Origin of the sequence: Embleya sp. NPDC008237, from assembly GCF_042956465.1 — a bacterium.
GTDB lineage: Bacteria > Actinomycetota > Actinomycetes > Streptomycetales > Streptomycetaceae > Embleya.
The window spans coordinates 1-18,096 of record NZ_JBIBGL010000023.1; the positions used below are offsets into that span (position 1 = coordinate 1).

An 18,096-nucleotide genomic window follows, 5' to 3' on the forward strand; every position below is an offset into this window, starting at 1 on the left:
CCCTCCCCCGGGGCGGCGGCCGGCAACAGCCACGCCACCCCGGCACCAAAATCCCGCCAACCACCACCGCCACGGTGAGGGGCCCCCCGCCGCAGGGGGGGGCCCCCTTCCGCGTGCCGGCGGGAGTCGCCGGTCGGGTCCGTGGGCCGGCCGGGGTCGCCGGTCAGGCGGATTCGGTCGGGAGGCCGGCGGCGGTCCAGTCCTCGATGCCCTCGGCGTACTTGCGGACGTTGCTGTAGCCCAGGTGGGTGAGGTGGTCGGCGACCTGGCCGCTGTTGGGGCAGGCGGGGTTGGAGCAGTACGTGACGATCGCCGCGTCGCGATCGGGCAGCAGGGTCGGGGCGAGCGTGTCCACCTCGTCCCGGACCAGGGCGAGCGCGCCGGGCAGGTGCTGCTTGGCCCAGTACTCGCCGCCGAGCGCGTCGACGACGGTGACGGTGCCGGCGGCGATCTCGGCGCGCAGTTCGTCCCGGGTGATCAGTGCGGTCATGGTGGTGCCTCCATCGTGACGAGAATCGGACTATAGTCCGGTTGTGGCTCACGACGACATTAACGGACCGCAGTCCGGTTCCGCAATCCATCTGGACCTGCTCCGCACCCCACCCCCCAGGGAACGCGCCGACGCGGCCCGCAACCGCGCGGCGGTACTCGAGGCCGCCGCGAGGCTGTTCGCCGAACACGGGGTGGCGGCGGTATCGATGGACCAGGTGGCGGCGGCAGCCGGCGTCGGCAAGGGCACCCTCTTTCGCCGCTTCGGCGACAAATCGGGCCTGGCCACGGCGCTTCTCGACACCCGAGAGCGCGCACTGCAAGAGGCGATCCTGCACGGCCCACCACCCCTGGGCCCGGGAGCACCGGCGGACGAACGCCTCACCGCATTCGTCGACGCCTATTTCGACTACCTACTGGAGCACCTGGACCTGATCCGCATGTCGGAGACGTCCTCCCCCGGCGCCCGCCACCGCATCGGCGCCTACCGCTTCTGGCACCGCCATGTGACGATCCTGCTGGACGACGCGACGACGCCGGACCCGGACCACGCGGCACACGCGCTCCTGGCATCCCTGGCGGCCGAACACGTCACCGCCCTGCTCCCGGAGCTGGGCCCGGAACGGATCCGCGCGGGCGTACTCCGCCTGGCCCGCGCCGTGGCGCGCCCCGAGCCCGGCTGAGGCGCCGACCGATGCCGCGTTTCGGTCATCGCGCGACGGCCCCGGAGGGCCGATACCTCAGCGGCCGACCGCCGTTGCGGAGTGCGCCCGCCAACTCTCCTCGTACGGGATCCGCGTGCCCGGCGTGTGGCCCGCGTCGAGGTGCGCGAGCAGAGCCTCGACGTAGAGGTTCTTCCCGTCCGTACGCATCGGGGCGATCTTCGCGCCGGAGAACTTCCGGACGATGCTCGCGTCGGCGTCCGTCCACAGGCGGTCGGCGGCGAGCGCCAAACGGTCGAGGAGGTACTCGAACGTGGCGTGGGAGAAATGCAGTTCCGACCCGCCGGGCGGTTCGAGGGTGGGGTGAGCCGTGAAACCGCGCAGCTTGACCAGCGCGTCCGCCTCGGGGATGGCCTCACCCTCCTCGCCCGTCTCCAGGTTCTCCAGATGGTTCAGCCCGTTGCGCAACCGCTGCGTGACGCCCTGCTCGGTGCGCTCCGACACACACCGCCCGACGAGTTCGGCACCGTTCAGCGACAGCGACGCGGCGGCGAGATACTGCCCGTGGCTCACCAACATCCCCGCCGACGCGATGAATTCGCGCAGCACACCGGCGGTGTACAGGTACTTGCAGCCGTACGGCGGTATCCCGTACCGCACGGAGACCGGCGCCCAGACCTCGGCCTCACCCCGCGGCAGCGCGTGCCGGGTACGGCGAATCGATGACTTCATGGCCACATGGGTACCGGTGCCGGCAATCCCCCGACAACCGGATTTCCCCGCCGGAGCAGCCCGATCGACCACGCCCGGGGAGCCGGCTCAATCGCCCGTCGGGTTCGTGGTTCGGGTGGTGGGCGAGGTCGGGTGTGCCGTCGGGTCGGTCAGGCGGTGGCGCAGGAGGGTGGGTGCCGCAGTCAGTGACGCCAACAAGGTTCCTGCGCCGGCCAGTTGGAGTGCGCCGGCGCCGCCGAGTGAGGTTGCGACCGGGCCTGCGAGTGCCGTGCCGGTCAGGTTCGCGCCGTTGAGGGCCGCGCTGGAGGAGGCGAAGGCGCGGCCTCGCGTCTCGCGTGGGACACGGGCATGGATCAGGTTGCGGATGGCGAGGTTCTGTAGCGCGTTGGCCACGCCCGTGATGACGAACGCGGCGAAGGCGAATACGGGCACGGTCGAGCTCACGAACAGGGCGGCGCCCATCGTCGTCCCGGCCCCGGCCAGGACCCGGGGTTGCCAGGTCAACGGAATGCGCGTGGCCAGGAACGCCGCGGCGAGGAGCATCCCGAGGGTGTGTGCGGTGACCAGCCAGCCGTACCCGGCATCCGAGGCGCCCAGGTCGTCCCGGATGTAGAAGACCCGCGCCACATTCATCATTGCGGTGAACACGACGGCGGTGGCCAACGCCGGAATCGCCACTCGCAGCAACCGATCGCCCCCGAGCACGTCCACCCCTTGCCGCACCTGGCCGAGCCACCCGAGTCGGGCGTCGCCGGCCGCCGGCTCCCGGCGGATCCGCAGTACGAGGAACACTCCTGCCACCACCGCGAAAGACCCCGCGTTGCCCAGCAGAACGGCCCGATGACCGACCCCGACAACCAACAGCCCGGCCAGAGCCGGCCCCGCGACATTGCCGACCGAACGAAACGTCTCCAGGCGCGCGAACCCTCGTGTCGTGTCCGCATCGCCCACGATCTCCGGTACGAGCAGTTGCAGGGTCGGCGAAACCACCGCAAGGCCCGCACCCAGCAGCACCAGAAGCACGATGGTGGCCACCACGTCCGTGGTGAGCGCCAACCCGAGCGCGACCACCGCCTGGAACCCGGTCACCGCCACGACCAGCCGACCGCTCTCGACCCGGTCGAGCAACGGGCCCGCCAACGGCCCGACCACCACGAGCGGCAGCACACTCGCGATCACCAGCGCCGAGATCACCGCCCCGGACCGCCCCTGATCGTGTAATCGCAGGGTCAACACGACCATCGCCATCTGGTCCCCCATCGAGGACAACCCGTAGGCGGCGGCCACCACGGAGAGCACGACATTCGGATTCCGGCGCATCCGGCGATGCTGCCGGCCACGGGGCGTCCGGGCACGGCCGGCGTGTTGCGGGCGGGGGATTGACGCCGGGCGCGGACGATGTTGTCGCAGTGATCGCACAAGTCGGTCATGGATCGGATTCGCCGTCTCGACGGTCGCCCCGGTCCCTCCTCTCCGGATGCCCGGACAGACAGCAGGAGTTGACGAAGATGGCGGAGCGAGCTCGGATCGGTGTCACCGGACTGGCCGTGATGGGGCGCAACCTGGCCCGCAACTTTGCCCGGCACGGCCACACCGTCGCCGTGCACAATCGCACCTCGGCCAAGACCCGTGCGCTGGTCGAGGAATTCGGTGGCGAGGGCACCTTCCTACCCGCCGATACGGCCGAGGAGTTCGTGGCGCTACTGGAGCCGCCGCGGCGGCTGGTGATCATGGTCAAGGCGGGGGCACCCACCGACGCGGTGATCGACGAGTTCGCCGCGCTTCTCGAACCCGGCGACATGATCGTCGACGGCGGCAACGCGCACTTCGCCGACACCCGCCGCCGCGAGGCCGCGCTGCGCGAGCGCGGCATCCACTTCGTCGGCACCGGGATCTCCGGCGGCGAGGAGGGCGCCCTGCTCGGCCCGAGCATCATGCCCGGCGGCTCCCCCGAGTCCTACGCCGCGCTCGGCCCGATCCTGGAGGACATCGCCGCGAAGGTGGACGGCGTGCCGTGTTGCGCGCACATGGGCCCGGACGGCGCCGGTCACTTCGTCAAGATGGTGCACAACGGCATCGAGTACGCGGACATGCAGCTGATCGCCGAGGCATACGACCTGCTCGATCGCGCGCTGGGGATGCAACCCGCGCAGATCGCCGAGGTGTTCAAGACCTGGAACACCGGCCGGCTGGAGTCCTACCTGATCGAGATCACCGCCGAGGTGCTCGCACACACCGACGCGGCCGGTGGCAGGCCGTTCGTCGACGTGGTCCAGGACCGGGCCGAGCAGAAGGGCACCGGCCGCTGGACCGTGCAGACCGCCCTCGACCTGGGGGTTCCGGTCAGCGGCATCGCCGAGGCGGTGTTCGCCCGGTCCCTGTCCGGCCACGCCGACCTGCGCGCGGCGGCGCAGGGTCTGCCCGGACCGACCCGCAACACGCTCGAGGGGGAGGACGCGGACCGCTTCGCCGACGACGTCGAGCAGGCGCTGTACGCGTCCAAGATCGTGGCCTACGCGCAGGGCATCCACCAGATCGAGGCCGGCAGTGCCGAATACGACTGGTCGATCGACCCGGGTACGGTCGCCGAGATCTGGCGCGGCGGCTGCATCATCCGCGCCCGCTTCCTGAACCGGATCCGGGAGGCGTACGACGCCGACCGCAAGCCCGACTCGTTGCTGACCGCCGACTACTTCCGGAACGCGATCGGCGGCGCCCAGGAGGCCTGGCGTCGGGTGGTGGCCACCGCCGCCGAACTGGGCATCCCCACCCCCGGCTTCGCCGCCGCGTTGTCCTACTACGACGGCCTGCGCTCGCCGCGGCTGCCGGCCGCCCTGATCCAGGGCCAACGGGACTTCTTCGGCGCGCACACCTACCGCCGAGTGGACCGCGAGGGCTCCTTCCACACCGAGTGGTCCGGCGACCGTACGGAACACGAGGTCTGACCGAGGGCCATCCCGAAGGCCACGAGTCACCGGCCGCCCGCCACCGACCACAACCCGCCGTCCGCCGTCCGGCAGGGACCACAGCTCGGTCCCTGCCGGCCCGGCTCACTCCGGCCCGGCCCGGCGCGGCCCACCCCGGCCCATCCCGCCCGGCCCGATCCACACCGGCCCGCCCGATCCGCCCCGCCTCACTCCCACCGCCCCGCCAGCAGCCGGGTCATCGCGCCCGTCAACGACCCGCGCAACTGCCGGCGCACCGGCGGTGTCAGGTGCCGCAACCACAGATGCGCCGCCCGATCGCCCATCAGCCCCACACACAGCAGCGGATCCTCGAACAGGAACGCCGGCGCATGCCAGTTCATGCACGCGTTCGGATCGGGGTCCACAGCCGGCACCCGCCGGATGCCGACCGCGGCCAGCCCGGTGGCGCACAACAGACAACAACCGCTCCCGAGAGCGGCTCCGGGCTCGGCGAACTCGCCTGTCTCCAAAGGCAGTCCGAGCATCCGGGCCTGCTGGAGGCAATCCATCTCGGCGTGCAGCCCGCGCTTGGGCGAGCCCTCGAAGATCCGCCGGCCGAAGCTCATCACGCACTCCGCGTCGGGCTTGGCCGGCACCGCCCGCCCGAACGTCTCGACCCGCCCCTCGGCGACCCGCACCCACCCCACCCAGTCACCGGCGATCTTCGGCACGATCATCTCCGCGGGGGGCGTCTGCACCCGGCCGCCGGAAACCTTCGGACAGTACTCGCAGTGCATGGCGCCTCCCCAGGGACGACATGCCGCAAGCTAGCGTGCGCGGGGTCGGGCCCGCCAGCACAAGACCGGCCGAAAACCACCGGAAAATCACCACTTGTGCGGCCGAAGGGACTCGAACCCTCATATCCTCTCGGACGGCAGGACCTAAACCTGCTGCGTCAACCAATTGCGCCACGGCCGCGCGACCGACCTGCGCGACAACGCCCCGAGGTCGACCACGCTTCATGCTAGTGCCCGCCGCATCGGGCGGCCGGCACATATCCCCCCGCGACCAACCATCCGGCCGAGCCCGCGCCGCCTGCCGAGCCGGTACCGCCGCCGACACCCGGGCGCCCCGACGCGCACCGCTCAGCGAATCAGCCGCCCGGTCGCCCGCCGCGCCATCGCCAACGCGCTCTCCCGAGTCGTCCCCCCGAGCCCGAGCACCGTGCGCGTACTCAGCCCCTCCAGCAGCGCGAGCAACTCCGACGCGACCGCTTCCGGGTCGTCGATCAGCAGTACGTCCCGGTCCGCGCCCCGGACCAGGATCGTGACCAGGTCGGCCTGCCAGCCGAGGTCGATCTCGTCCTGTGCCACCCGTAGTTCCGCGTTGCCGGCCGTCCTGGCCCAAAGCTCCAACCACAACATCCAGCGCGGATCGCGCGGGCCGACCGGCAGGTAAAGGTCCAGGAACAGGTCCAGCTTGCGGTCCGCCGCGACCCGGCGCGCGAGCAGTCGGGCGCGCTCCTCGCCCAGCCGGTCCTCGCTCCAGCGCAGCGCGGCCAGCAGCAGCTGATCCTTGCTGCCGAAGTAGTACAGGATGTGCCCGCCGCTGGTGCCCAGGCGCTCCGCGAGGCCGGACATCGTCAGCTTGGCCAAGCCGTGCTCGGCGATCGCCGCGATGGCCTCCTCGAGCATCCGGTCCTGGGCGATCCGACCGTCGCTCCGCCTCGTGGCCACCACCGACACCCGCCTTTCGACCGCGCGGCCGACCCGCTCGCGCAAGGGCTCGACCCTATCCCGCCGGTGACGGATACCTTGAACGACAGTCAAATTCTGGTGGGGTTCGCCACGAACTCTTGACACCCTCCCCACCCACAGCGCACCTTGAGTGGCGTTCAAAGTTCTTGAATGCCATTCAAGCTTCCGGTCCGGTCTCACGTCCTCGAAGCCGAGCCGCACACCACGAAGAGGAGGTCCGGTGACCCTGCCCCGCACGGACTCCACAGGCGACACCGCGAGCGCCGGCCCGAGCGTCACCCCGCCCGGCTTCGGTACGGGGGTCGCCTCCGACGAGCTCTTCCAGGTGGAGACCCACGGCATCGACCCGATCCCGGACGACGAACGGCACGGCAGCGCCAAGGACGTCTTCTGGCTCTGGTTCGGCTCGAACCTGTCGTTCACGTTCGTCATCAACGGCACCCTCGCGGTGATGTTCGGCCTGTCCTTCTGGGCCGCCATCGCCGTGGTCGTGGTCACCGGCCTGTCGTTCTTCGCCGTCGGCGCGCTCGGCTTCGCGGGTGTCCGCACCGGCACCGCGACCCTGGTGATCTCGCGCGCCGCGTTCGGCGTACACGGGAACTTCCCGGCCGGCCTGCTCAACTGGGTCGTCGGAATCGGCTACACGATTCTCAACACCGTCGTCGGCACCTTCGCCCTCGAAGGACTGTTCGCCAAGCTCGGCTGGGCCGGCGGCGACCTCGCCCGGGTGGTCGCGCTCGCGATCACCCTCTCGCTCACCTTCGCCGTCGCGATGTGGGGGCACGCCACCGTGCAGGCCGCCGAACGCTGGATGGCCTACGTACTGGGCATCGGCTTCGGCCTGCTGATCCTGTTCGTGGTCCCGGGCCTGGAGACCGGAGCGGCGCCGGAGACCTCGAACACCTTCCACGCGATCTCGCTCGCCGTGCTCGTCCTGGTCGCCGGTCCGATCTCCTACCTGCCGATGCCCTCGGACTACACCCGCTACCTGCCCCGGGACACCTCGCTGCGCTCGATCACCCTGTGGGGCGCGGCCGGCGGGATGCTCTCCTCGGTGCTGCTCGGCGTGGTCGGCGTGGCCGCGGCCACCCAGGCGGACATGACCGACCCGGTGGCCGGGGTCGCCGACCTGGTGCCGGACTGGTTCGAGGCGCTGTTCCTGCTGCTCGTGGTGGGCGGCTCGATCACCAACTCGATCCTGACCCTGTACTCCTCCAGCCTGAACCTCCAGGTGCTCGGCATCCCCTGGTCGCGCTCCAGGGGCATCCTGGTCAGCACCGCGTTCATCCTGGTCGGCTCGTTGTGGGCGCTGTTCAACGGCAACTTCACCGACAACCTGACCAGCTTCCTGTCCGTGCTCGTGGTGGTGTTCGCGCCGTGGGGCGGGGTGTTCATCGCGGACACGCTGATGCGCCGCTGCCGCTACGACGCCGACGGCCTGCACGACATGCGCGGCGGCGCCTACTGGTACCGCAACGGCTTCCATCCCGCCGGGATGATCGCGCTCGGCGCCGGCATCGTCTTCGCGTGCCTGACCGCCGAGTCCGCGCTGTGGACCGGCGCGCTGGTGGAGACCTTCGACGGCGACTTCACCCTGCTCGGCGCGGTCGTCTCGGGCGTCCTGTACTGGCTGCTCGCCCGCCGCGAACCGCAGTTCGCCGAGCACTGACCCACACCACCGATCACCCCAGGCCCCCCGGCCCACCCCCGCACCACGTTTCCGCACCACCCCTGGAGTCACCGTGTCCCGCACCGCCGATCTGGTCCTGCGCAACGCCCGCATCCACACCGTCGACCCCGACCTGCCCGAGGCCGAGGCACTGGCCGTCCGGGCGGGCCGGATCGCGTGGGTGGGCGCGGACGCCGACGCCGCGGACTGGATCGGCCCGGACACCACCGTGCTCGACGGTGCCGGGCGGCGCGTGTTGCCCGGCTTCATCGACGCGCACAACCACGTGCGGCTGGGCTCGGACGACGCGTGCGTGCAGTTGGCGGGCGTGCGCACGCTGGCCGGCATCCACGAGCGGATCGGCGCCTGGCTGGCGGCCAACCCGGACGCCGAGTGGATCGAGGCGGAGGCGTTCGACTACTCGGCGATCCCGGACGGCCGGATGCCGCGCGCGAGCGACCTGGATCCGGTCACGGGCGCGGTGCCGGCCTTCGTGCTCAGTTACGACGTGCACACGGCGTGGCTCAACAGCGCCGCGATCAAGCGGCTCGGCATCACCCGGGACAGCGACATCCTGCCGTTCGGCCGGGTGGACAAGGATGCCGAGACCGGCGAGCCGACCGGCTTCATCAAGGACTTCGCGGTCCGCGGCCTCTCCCGGGACGGGCACCGCGCCCTGCGCGACCTGGGCCTGCCGTGGGCGTCGGCCGACCGGCAGTACGGCCGATTGGCCAAGAGCCTGGACGACGCGATCCGGTTCGGCATCACCACCGTGGTCGAGCCGCAGAACTCGCTCGACGACCTGGCCCTGTACACCCGCGCCCGGCAGGAGGGCCGGCTGCGCTCGCGCATCGTCGCGGCGCTGTTCCACCCGCGCGGCACCACCGCGGCGGATCTGGACGAGTTCGCCGAGGCCGCGCGCACGTACGCGGACGACCGGCTGCGGGTGGGCCCGCTCAAGCTGTACATCGACGACGTGGTCGAACCGCGCACGGCCGCGCTCCTGGAGCCGTACCGAGGTTGTGCGCACCACCGGGGCGAGACGTTCTACCCGGCGGAGGAGTTCGCCGACCTGCTGGCCGAGCTGGACGGACGCGGCTTCCAGTGCTTCGTGCACGCCACCGGCGACCGGGGCATCCGCACCGTCCTGGACGCGGTCGAGCACGCCCGTGCGGTCAACGGCGTGCGGGACGCGCGGCACCAGGTCGTGCACGTGGAGTGCCTGGACCCGGCGGACGTGTCGCGCTTCGCCGAGTTGGGCGTGGTCGCGTGCATGCAGCCGCGGCACTGTGCGCCGGAGATCGCCGGGCCCGGTCAGGACTGGGCGGAGAACGTCGGCGAGGAGCGCTGGCACAAGGCGTGGCCGATGCGCAGCCTGCATGCCGCCGGCGCGGTGTTGGCACTGTCCAGCGACTGGAACGTGGCCGAGATGGACCCGATGGTCGGCGTGTACACCGCGCTCACCCGGGCGCCGCTGGCCGGCGGCCCGTCCTGGATCCCGACCGAGACGCTCGACGTCGAGACCACCGTGCACGGCTACACGATGGGTTCGGCCTACGCGAACTTCCTGGAGCACGAGCGCGGTTCGCTCACCGTCGGCAAGCTCGCCGACTTCGTCGTGCTCTCCCGGGACATCATGACCATCGCCCCGGCCGAGATCCCCGGCACGGTCTGCGACGTGGTCGCGGTCGGCGGCGAGATCGTGCACACCGCCTGAGCCCTGCCCGGGATCACCGCTGCGCGGCCACCAGTTCCCGGGCCTCCTCGATCGTCTCCACCGCGGGAGGCGAGCCCATCAGCGGCTTGCGGGCGGTCTCGGTCATCGCGAGCGCGGCGACCAGGCCCACGGCCGCCGCGAGCATCATGTAGAGCGCCGGCATGTAGTCGTTGCCCGTCCCGTCGACCAGCGCCTCGGCCACGAACGGGGTGGTGCCGCCGAACAGCGAGACCGAGATGTTGAACGAGACGGACAGCGCCCCGGAGCGGATCTCGGTCGGGAACAGGGCGGGCAACGCGGCGGACATGGTGGCCAGGAAGCAGACCAGGACCAGGCCCAGGATCAGCAGGCCGATGAAGATCGGCACCAGGTCGCCCTGCTTGATCAGCACGAAGCACGGCAGCGGCAGCACGATGAAGCCGACGCAGCCGGTGATGATCACCGGCTTGCGACCGATCCGGTCGGTCAGAGCGCCGAGCGGGTGGATCACCGCCAGCAGCACGATCATCACCACGACGATCTGCAGCAGGCCGTGCGTCTCGTTGTAGCCGAGCGTGTCGGAGAGATAGGTCGGCATGTACGACAGCAGCATGTAGTCGTTGACGTTGTACGCCGCGACCAGCGCGATACAGATGACCATCGCCCGCCGTTGACCCAGGAAGATCCGCTTGAACTCGCGCACGGTCTCGTGCCCGTGCGCATCCTCCGCTTCGTCCGCCTTCGCTCCCGCCGACTTCTCCATCACCTTCGCGAACGCCGGCGACTCCTCCAGCCGCAGCCGCAGGTACAGCCCGATCACCCCGATCGGGCCGGCCACCAGGAACGGGATGCGCCACCCCCACGTCCGCATCTCGTGATCGCTGAGCACCGCGGTCAGCAGCGTGACCAGGCTCGCCGCCAGGATGTAGCCGATCAGCGTGCCGAACTCCAGGAAGCTGCCGTAGAACCCGCGCCGCTTGTCCGGGGCGTACTCGGCGATGAACGTGCTCGCGCCGCCGTACTCGCCACCCGCCGAGAAGCCCTGAAGCATGCGGAACAGGATCAGCAGGCCCGGCGCGGCGAGGCCGATCGTGGCATAGCCGGGAATCAGCCCGATGCACAGCGTGCCGCTCGCCATCATCAACATCGTGATCGCGAGCACCCTCTTGCGCCCGATCCGGTCGCCGAGCGGCCCGAAGAAGAACCCGCCGAGCGGCCGGACCAGGAACGCGGCGGCGAACGTGGCGAACGAGGACAACGTCTGTGCAGCGTCGTTGCCGGACGGGAAGAACACCTTGCCGATCGTCACCGCCATGTAGGCGTAGATGCCGAAGTCGTACCACTCCATGGCATTGCCGAGCATGGTCGCCTTGACCGCGGTGTCCACGGTCTTGGCATCGACGACCGTGATGTCTTCCTCGCGCACCTGTCTCCTTTGTCCCGGCTGGTCCTCGCGTTCCCAGGTTGGGGCAGGAGATCGCGCCGGGACGGGCACGACACAGGTTTTACCGCACAAAAAGCCCTGATCCGCCCGATGATCGGGCGAACCAGGGCAATGGGACTCCGAGCGGGCCGAGTCGGGCTCAGGCCGCGTCGAGCTTGAGGTCCTTGATCAGCTTGGCCACGTGGCCGGTCGCGCGCACGTTGTACAGCGCCCGCTCGACCTTGCCGCTCTCGTCGACGACGAACGTCGAGCGGATCACGCCCTTGACGGTCTTGCCGTACATGGTCTTCTCGCCGAACGCGCCGTACGCCTGGAGCGTGCTCTTGTCCGGGTCGGCGAGCAGCGTCACCGTGAGGTTCTCCTTCTCCCGGAACTTGCCGAGCTTCTCCGGCTTGTCCGGCGAGATGCCGAGCACGTCGTAGCCCGCGCCCGCGAGCAGCGCCAGGTTGTCGGTGAAGTCGCACGCCTGCTTGGTGCAGCCCGGGGTCAATGCGGCCGGGTAGAAGTACACGATGACCTTGCGGCCCGCGTAGTCGGACAGCGAGACGTCCTTGCCGTCGGCGTCGGACAGGGTGAAGGCGGGGGCGGTGTCGCCCGCCTGGAGGCGGTCGCTCACGAAGAACTCCTCGGATCGCTCGGCAACGTACGCCGCAACGCTAGGGCCTGCTTCGATCCCACGCCGAGCACCACGACGCGGGACGGAAGACAGACCCTAGCGTCGCGCTCCGACCGATTCGGGTTCCCGGCCCGTCGGCGCGGTCCCGCGCCCCGGGGGCGCCCCGTTCGTCAACGTCGGGCAAAAAACGATGCGGGCGCACCACTGTTGCCACCGTCACCCAATTGCAAGCCTTTTGCAATTGCGGCGACAAGCCATAAAATCCGACAGCCGAATCCGGCATTTCGGGAGGGGCCACATGCACATACCCAACGGGTTCATCGACGGCCCCGTATCGGCGGGAGCCGCAGTCGTCGCCGTCGCCGGGATCGCCGTCGGACTGCGCGGCGCGCGTCGGGAACTGGACGAGCGCACCGCGCCGCTGGCCGGCCTGGTCGCGGCCTTCGTCTTCGCCGTCCAGATGCTCAACTTCCCGGTCGCCGGCGGCACCAGCGGCCATCTCCTGGGGGGCACCCTCGCCGCCATCCTGGTCGGCCCGTACACCGGCATGTTGTGCGTGGCGGTGGTGCTGCTGATGCAGGGCCTGTTCTTCGCCGACGGCGGCCTGACCGCACTCGGCCTGAACATCACCATCATGGGCATCGTGACCGTCGTGGTCGGCTACGGGCTGTTCCGCCTGGTACTGGGCCTGCTGCCCGCGCGGCACTCCTCCGTGCCGGTCGCCGCGTTCGTCGGCGCGCTCGTCTCGGTGCCCGCGGCGGCCTGCGTGTTCACCGGCTTCTACGCGATCGGCGGGACCACCGACGTGTCGATCGGCAAGGTGGCCGGCGCGATGATCGGCGTGCACGTCCTGATCGGCATCGGCGAGGCGATCATCACCGCGGCCACCGTCTCCAGCGTGCTGGCGGTCCGGCCCGACCTCGTCCACGGTGCGCGCGGCCTCGCGCGTCCGCTCGAACTGCACTCGGCAGGGGGATCCCGATGACCCGCGTCCGTACCCGCACGCTGCTGATCGCCGGCGTCCTGCTCGCCCTGGTCCTGGCCGGCTTCGTGAGCTATTACGCGAGCCGGAGCCCGGACGGCCTGGAGAAGGTGTCCGCCGACAAGGGCATCGACGCCAAGGAACGGGACCATCAGTTCAAGGACGGCCCGCTGGCCGACTACAGCGTCAAGGGTGTGCACGACGAGCGGCTCTCCGGCGGCCTGGCCGGGGTGATCGGCGTGGGCGCGACCCTGCTGGTGGGCACCGGCGTGTTCTGGTTGGTTCGCGGGCGCTCCACCGGCGCCGACCGCACCGCCGGCTCCGGCGCGGGAACCGGCGGCTGATCGTGTCGGCCGGATCGGGGCATCGGCTGTATCGGCCCGGCGACTCGCCGGTCCACCGGCTGCCGCCGCACTGCAAACTGCTCGCGCTGGTCGGCTTCGTGGTGGCCACCGTGTCCACGCCGCGCGAGGCCTACTGGGCGTTCGGCGGGTACGCCGTGCTGCTCGCCTCGGTCGCCGCGCTCGCCCGGGTGCCGGCCGGCTTCCTGCTGCGGCGCATGCTCGTCGAGCTGCCGTTCGTGGGCTTCGCGCTGCTGCTGCCGTTCGTCGCGAACGGGCCGAGCGTCGAGGTGCTGGGCCTGTCGGTCAGCCGGGACGGCCTGCTCGGCGCCTGGAACATCATGGCCAAGGGCACCCTCGGCGTGGTCGCGGGCGTCCTGCTCGCGGCCACCACCGAACTGCGCGCCCTGCTGCTGGGCCTGCAGAAGTTGCGGATGCCGCCGCTGCTGGTCCAGATCATGTCGTTCATGCTGCGCTACGGCGGGGTGATCACCGCCGAGATGGGCCGGATGCGAATCGCCCGCGAGTCGCGCGGCTTCGTCGCGCGCGACCTGCGGCAGGCCCCCACGGTGGCCAAGTCCGCCGGGGCGCTGTTCATCCGCTCCTACGAGCGCGGCGAGCGGGTGCACCTGGCGATGCTCAGCCGGGGCTACACCGGGACCATGCCGGTCGTCCTGGACACCCGGGCCACCGCCGGCCAGTGGGCCGCCGCCGCGGCGCTGCCGGGGGCGGCGCTCGTGTTGTGGGCGGGTGCACTCATCCTGTGAAGGTGCGCAGACCCCAGGAACGGAGTACCCACGTGAGTGAAGCGACCGGCGACGCCGCCCCCTCGCTGGCCGTCCGCGGCCTCGCCTACGCCTACCCCGACGGCCATCAGGCCCTGTACGGCGTCGACCTGAGCATCGCCCGCGGCGAACGGGTCGCGCTGCTCGGTCCCAACGGCGCCGGCAAGACCACTCTGGTGCTGCACCTCAACGGCATCCTGACCGCCGGGGCCGGCACCGTCGAGGTGGCCGGTCTTCCGGTGGCCAAGGAGCATCTGCGCGAGATCCGCCGCCGGGTCGGCATCGTCTTCCAGGATCCGGACGACCAGCTGTTCATGCCCACGGTCCGCGAGGACGTCGCGTTCGGCCCGGCCAACCTGGGCCTGCGCGGCGCCGCGCTGGAGGAGCGCGTACAGCACGCCCTGGCCCGGGTGGGCATGGCCGGCTTCGCCGATCGCCCGCCGCACCACCTCAGCTACGGCCAGCGCCGCCGGGTCGCGGTGGCCACGGTGCTCGCGATGGAGCCGGAGATCCTGGTCCTGGACGAGCCGTCCTCGAACCTGGACCCGGCGAGCCGGCGCGAGCTGGCCGAGGTACTCCGTTCGCTCGATGTCACCGTGCTCATGGTGACCCACGACCTGCCCTACGCGTTGGAGCTGTGTCCGCGCGCGCTGGTGCTGGCCGGCGGCGTCGTGGTCGCCGACGGGAGCACTCGCGATCTGCTCCTGGATCGTGACCTGATGGCCGCCCACCGACTGGAGCTGCCGTACGGATTCGACCCGGCGTCGGTCCCGGCCCGAACCGCGTCGACCCCGTCCGCCGGCGCCACGGCACCCGGTTGACGCGGGTGCGGGGATGTACCTGACAGACTTGGGGAACACACGAGCGCAGGGGCCGGAGAGGACGGGTTGTGAGCGACCACGGGCGGGAACTGTCTCCGGCGGAGTTGGAGCGGCAAGGCCGGGCGGCGTTGGGCCGTCCGGTGACGGCACACGCTGAGCGGAGTCGGGTGGAGTCGGTGAACGGTGCGCACAGGGCCGACGTTGCGAACGCCGGACACAAGGATGGGAAGGCCGTCGACAAGCACACGAACGGCGACCAGCCGGACCGGCGCTCGCCGCAGCAGATCGAACGGGACATCGAGGCGGCCCGGGCGAATCTGGCGGTGACGCTGGACGAGATCGTCGACCGGGTGAAGCCGGCCAATGTCGCGGCTCGCGCCATGGACAAGGTCCGGGCGCAGTTCATCGACAGCGACACGGGCGCTCCGCGCAAGGAGCGGATCCTGCCGCTGGCCGGTGGGGTGGCGGGGCTGATTCTGCTGGTCGTAGTGGTGAAGACCAAGGGCAACGGCGACAAGAAGGTCAAGGCCCGAAAGAGCGGCAAAAAGCGCTGAGGCCCGCCGCGCCGACGCCGGGCCGACCTCGCCGGGCCCGGCCGGGGCGGAATCGGATCGGGACATACACCTCCCGGTGACGCATGTTCGGCGTCGGGCGGGTAGCTTGTCGAAGCGTGAGTTCCGACAGGTCCCAGTCTTCGAGTAACAACGCCCACGACCTCGGCGAGAAGCTGCCCATCCGCATGCTGCACGACCGTGTCCTGGTCCGCCAGGACGCGGCGGAGGGTGAGCGCCGTTCCGGCGGTGGCATCCTCATCCCCGCGACCGCGCAGGTCGGCAAGCGGCTGGCATGGGCCGAGGTGGTCGCGGTCGGCCAGAACGTCCGCACCGTCGAACCGGGCGATCGTGTCCTGTACGACCCCGAGGAGCGCGCCGAGGTCGAGGTGCGCGGTGTTCCGTACGTCCTGCTCCGCGAGCGCGATCTGCACGCGGTCGCCGCCGAACGCATCGAGGTCTCGGGCGAGGCCACCGGCCTCTACCTCTGACCTCCGACCACCGACACCGGGCCGACCGCCGAGAGATCCCCGTATCGCCGACAACGCCGGGTGGTGAGCCGTTCACCACCCGGCGGCTTCGTCCGCGCCCGCGGATCGCGGGCCCGGAAGGGCCCGTTCGGGTCGACTGACTCCCTCCCGCGGGTGAACTCTTCTGCCAGGATGACCCGATCCGCACGAAGAGCCGGCCAAGAGGAGAGGGACAGATGCCGCGACGTCGGATCTGGATAGCGGCGCTGTGCGCGGTCGCACTGGTGGGTTTCCTGGGCGGCGGCCTGGTCGGGGTGTTCGGCGGCGGTGGCGGTGACAAGTCCGCCGCCGCGGCGACGTCGCCCGGATCGAGCAGCGCATCCCCCACCCCGTCCGCGCCGGTCGCGGCACAGGTCGCTGCGCCGCCGACCACCGCCCCGCCCACCTCGGCGTCCGCGTCGGCGTCCAAGAGCCCGCCGGCCAAGCCGGCCCTGGCCGTGGGCACCCGCTATGTGCTGACCCTCGGGGACGGTCGGGCGATGGACGTGAGCGGCGCCACCAACCGGGACCGGGCGGCGGTGATCGCCTACCCGGCGGGAGCGGGCAAGGCGAATCAGCAGTGGGTGGTGCGCGACGCGGGCGGCGGCTTCGTCCGGCTGGAGTCGGCGCTCTCGCACAAGTGCCTGGAGGTGTCCGGCGGCCGGGAGTCGCGGGCGTATCAGGACGACTGCGGGCGCGCCGAGAACCAGTTGTGGAAGCCGCAGGCCAGCGGTTCCGGGGTGGTGCTGCTCGCCCGCAACGGCTCGGCACTCGGGCTGGGCGAGCAGGTCAAGGGCCTCCAGGGGCTCGGTCTGGTGCCGGCCGGCTCGGGCGCGGTGTGGCAGGCCGGCAGCGTATGAGCGGTGCCGGACGGCGGGCCGGACCGGCCGAGCCGCGCCGGCGATCGAGCTCGGGTGCGACAGCTGTCCCTTATGCCCGAGTGTGATCCCCTGCACGCCCACCCGACGGAACAGCGCGGGATGCCCTGCGGTTGCACCTCAGTGCGAACGCGGAGCACCGGCACGAGCACGGGTGCGCCGATCGGGCGGGCGGGAAACGGGCGAGGAAGAGGGACGCGGAGTGGACGCTGTAAAGCTGTCGGTACTGGACGTGGCGCCGGTGGGAACCGGGTATTCGGCGACCGAGGCGCTGCGCACGAGCACCGAGTTGGCCAAGCGGGCCGAACAATGGGGCTTCCATCGGTTCTGGGTGGCGGAGCACCACAACATGCCCGGCATCGCCAGCTCGTCACCGCCGGTGTTGCTCGCCCACCTGGCAGCGCACACCTCCACCCTGCGACTGGGCTCGGGCGGGGTGATGTTGCCCAACCACGCCCCGCTGGTGGTCGCCGAGCAGTTCGGCACGCTCCAGGCGCTGCACCCCGGGCGGATCGACATCGGCATCGGCCGGGCTCCGGGCACCGACCAGGTCACCATGCGCGCGCTGCGTCGCGGCGGCGGCGCCGAGTCGGTCGAGGAGTTCCCGCAGGCGCTCGGCGAGCTGATCGGATTCGTCACCGGGTCGTTCGCCCAGGACCACCCCTACTCGCGGATGCACGCGGTGCCCGGTCCGGCGTCCGGAATCGAGGCGGGCGGCGAGTTCGCGACCGCCGAGGCGCCGGTGTGGCTGCTCGGGTCCAGCGGCTACAGCGCCCAGCTGGCCGGGATCCTGGGCCTGCCGTTCGCGTTCGCGCACCACTTCAGCGGGCAGCACACGGTGCCCGCGCTGGAGCTGTACCGCGAATCGTTCCAGCCGTCCGCGTCGCTCAAGGAGCCGTACTCGATGATCGCGGCCGGGGTGATCGCGGCCGACACGCACGAGCAGGCGGAGCGGCTCGCGCTGTCCCAGGCGTTGTCCATGTTGCGGCTGCGCAGCGGCAACCCGGGCCGGATGCCCTCGCCGGAGGAGGCCGAGGCCTATCCGTGGACGCCCGCCGAGCGGGAGTTCGTGGCGAACTACCGGCGCCAACACATCAGCGGCGACCGGGCCGAGGTGCGGGCCGGCATGCGGGAGTTGCGCGAGCGTACGCAGGTGGACGAGCTGATGGTGATCAGCAACGTGTACGGGCACGACGCGCGGATCCGCTCGTACGAGTTGATCGCGCAGGCGTGGGGGCTGATCGAGGAGTGATCCCGC

At 71.1% G+C, this 18,096-nt stretch carries 17 protein-coding genes, 1 tRNA gene and 1 pseudogene; 11 read left to right on the forward strand and 8 right to left on the reverse strand.

Features of this window, described 5'->3' with window-relative positions; translation table 11 throughout:
* Positions 1-163 precede the first annotated feature (163 nt).
* Entirely contained in the window at positions 164-490 is a 327-nt protein-coding gene (locus ACFZBU_RS41395) for a rhodanese-like domain-containing protein (RefSeq protein WP_391588953.1), read from the reverse strand.
* 43 nt (positions 491-533) lie between these two features.
* On the opposite strand from ACFZBU_RS41395, the gene ACFZBU_RS41400 reads away from it, so the two are divergent.
* On the forward strand, positions 534-1,172 hold the full coding sequence (locus ACFZBU_RS41400; protein WP_391588954.1) for a TetR/AcrR family transcriptional regulator: 639 nt from the start codon (positions 534-536) through the stop codon (positions 1,170-1,172).
* A 57-nt stretch (positions 1,173-1,229) separates the two neighbouring features.
* Here the strand turns inward: ACFZBU_RS41400 and ACFZBU_RS41405 are convergent, their stop codons facing one another.
* A complete protein-coding gene (locus ACFZBU_RS41405) occupies positions 1,230-1,883 on the reverse strand; it encodes a hypothetical protein (protein WP_391588955.1) in 654 nt (217 codons plus the stop codon).
* Positions 1,884-1,970: 87 nt separating this feature from the next.
* A complete protein-coding gene (locus tag ACFZBU_RS41410) occupies positions 1,971-3,203 on the reverse strand; it encodes an MFS transporter (protein ID WP_391588956.1) in 1,233 nt (410 codons plus the stop codon).
* Positions 3,204-3,391: 188 nt separating this feature from the next.
* Between ACFZBU_RS41410 and gndA the strand changes: the two genes are divergently transcribed.
* A complete protein-coding gene (gene gndA / locus ACFZBU_RS41415; RefSeq protein ID WP_391588957.1) occupies positions 3,392-4,828 on the forward strand; it encodes an NADP-dependent phosphogluconate dehydrogenase in 1,437 nt (478 codons plus the stop codon).
* A gap of 188 nt (positions 4,829-5,016) precedes the next feature.
* On the opposite strand, the gene ACFZBU_RS41420 is transcribed toward gndA, so the two are convergent.
* The 3 genes from ACFZBU_RS41420 to ACFZBU_RS41430 all read right to left on the reverse strand — a co-directional run bounded on the left by ACFZBU_RS41420 (position 5,017) and on the right by ACFZBU_RS41430 (position 6,570).
* Positions 5,017-5,547, reverse strand: coding sequence for a hypothetical protein (locus tag ACFZBU_RS41420; RefSeq protein ID WP_391588958.1), 531 nt, complete (start codon positions 5,545-5,547; stop codon positions 5,017-5,019).
* Between the two features lie 136 nt (positions 5,548-5,683).
* Positions 5,684-5,767, reverse strand: a tRNA-Leu gene (locus tag ACFZBU_RS41425).
* Between the two features lie 167 nt (positions 5,768-5,934).
* Positions 5,935-6,570, reverse strand: a complete 636-nt coding sequence (locus ACFZBU_RS41430; protein ID WP_391588959.1) for a TetR/AcrR family transcriptional regulator — start codon at positions 6,568-6,570, stop codon at positions 5,935-5,937.
* A gap of 196 nt (positions 6,571-6,766) precedes the next feature.
* Between ACFZBU_RS41430 and ACFZBU_RS41435 the strand changes: the two genes are divergently transcribed.
* Positions 6,767-8,215, forward strand: a complete 1,449-nt coding sequence (locus ACFZBU_RS41435) for a purine-cytosine permease family protein (RefSeq protein WP_391588960.1) — start codon at positions 6,767-6,769, stop codon at positions 8,213-8,215.
* Positions 8,216-8,288: 73 nt separating this feature from the next.
* Positions 8,289-9,932, forward strand: coding sequence for an amidohydrolase (locus ACFZBU_RS41440; protein WP_391588961.1), 1,644 nt, complete (start codon positions 8,289-8,291; stop codon positions 9,930-9,932).
* 13 nt (positions 9,933-9,945) lie between these two features.
* On the opposite strand, the gene proP is transcribed toward ACFZBU_RS41440, so the two are convergent.
* Both proP and bcp read right to left on the reverse strand, forming a co-directional pair.
* Positions 9,946-11,406, reverse strand: coding sequence for a glycine betaine/L-proline transporter ProP (gene proP, locus ACFZBU_RS41445; protein ID WP_391588962.1), 1,461 nt, complete (start codon positions 11,404-11,406; stop codon positions 9,946-9,948).
* Between the two features lie 88 nt (positions 11,407-11,494).
* The gene (gene bcp / locus ACFZBU_RS41450) at positions 11,495-11,971 is read right to left on the reverse strand and encodes a thioredoxin-dependent thiol peroxidase (RefSeq protein WP_391588963.1); all 477 of its coding nucleotides are present in this window, start codon (positions 11,969-11,971) and stop codon (positions 11,495-11,497) included.
* Positions 11,972-12,269: 298 nt separating this feature from the next.
* On the opposite strand from bcp, the pseudogene ACFZBU_RS41455 reads away from it, so the two are divergent.
* The 7 genes and pseudogenes from ACFZBU_RS41455 to ACFZBU_RS41485 all read left to right on the forward strand — a co-directional run bounded on the left by ACFZBU_RS41455 (position 12,270) and on the right by ACFZBU_RS41485 (position 18,090).
* A pseudogene (locus ACFZBU_RS41455) lies at positions 12,270-13,297 on the forward strand (energy-coupling factor ABC transporter permease).
* A gap of 2 nt (positions 13,298-13,299) precedes the next feature.
* Positions 13,300-14,061 carry a cobalt ECF transporter T component CbiQ gene (cbiQ, locus tag ACFZBU_RS41460; protein ID WP_391588964.1) on the forward strand — a complete coding sequence of 254 codons (762 nt, stop codon included), beginning with the start codon at positions 13,300-13,302 and terminating at the stop codon, positions 14,059-14,061.
* Between the two features lie 32 nt (positions 14,062-14,093).
* The gene (locus ACFZBU_RS41465; protein ID WP_391588965.1) at positions 14,094-14,900 is read left to right on the forward strand and encodes an energy-coupling factor ABC transporter ATP-binding protein; all 807 of its coding nucleotides are present in this window, start codon (positions 14,094-14,096) and stop codon (positions 14,898-14,900) included.
* Positions 14,901-14,968: 68 nt separating this feature from the next.
* Positions 14,969-15,454: a DUF3618 domain-containing protein gene (locus ACFZBU_RS41470; RefSeq protein WP_391588966.1), complete on the forward strand. Its 486-nt coding sequence runs from the start codon at positions 14,969-14,971 to the stop codon at positions 15,452-15,454.
* Between the two features lie 185 nt (positions 15,455-15,639).
* Positions 15,640-15,942, forward strand: coding sequence for a co-chaperone GroES (locus tag ACFZBU_RS41475; protein ID WP_052173837.1), 303 nt, complete (start codon positions 15,640-15,642; stop codon positions 15,940-15,942).
* Positions 15,943-16,157: 215 nt separating this feature from the next.
* The gene (locus ACFZBU_RS41480) at positions 16,158-16,820 is read left to right on the forward strand and encodes an RICIN domain-containing protein (protein WP_391588967.1); all 663 of its coding nucleotides are present in this window, start codon (positions 16,158-16,160) and stop codon (positions 16,818-16,820) included.
* A gap of 220 nt (positions 16,821-17,040) precedes the next feature.
* Positions 17,041-18,090 (forward strand): LLM class flavin-dependent oxidoreductase, encoded by a 1,050-nt coding sequence (locus ACFZBU_RS41485; RefSeq protein WP_391588968.1) that lies wholly within the window; start codon positions 17,041-17,043, stop codon positions 18,088-18,090.
* Positions 18,091-18,096 lie beyond the last annotated feature (6 nt).

What these genes read in the sequence shown, in the direction of transcription:
- ACFZBU_RS41410 (WP_391588956.1), bottom strand. Translation starts at nt 3,203, where the DNA reads ATGCGCCGGAATCCGAATGTCGTGCTCTCCGTGGTGGCCGCCGCCTAC.
- ACFZBU_RS41395 (WP_391588953.1), bottom strand. Translation starts at nt 490, where the DNA reads ATGACCGCACTGATCACCCGGGACGAACTGCGCGCCGAGATCGCCGCC.
- ACFZBU_RS41480 (WP_391588967.1), top strand. Translation starts at nt 16,158, where the DNA reads ATGCCGCGACGTCGGATCTGGATAGCGGCGCTGTGCGCGGTCGCACTG.
- gndA (WP_391588957.1), top strand. Translation starts at nt 3,392, where the DNA reads ATGGCGGAGCGAGCTCGGATCGGTGTCACCGGACTGGCCGTGATGGGG.
- ACFZBU_RS41475 (WP_052173837.1), top strand. Translation starts at nt 15,640, where the DNA reads ATGCTGCACGACCGTGTCCTGGTCCGCCAGGACGCGGCGGAGGGTGAG.
- ACFZBU_RS41405 (WP_391588955.1), bottom strand. Translation starts at nt 1,883, where the DNA reads ATGAAGTCATCGATTCGCCGTACCCGGCACGCGCTGCCGCGGGGTGAG.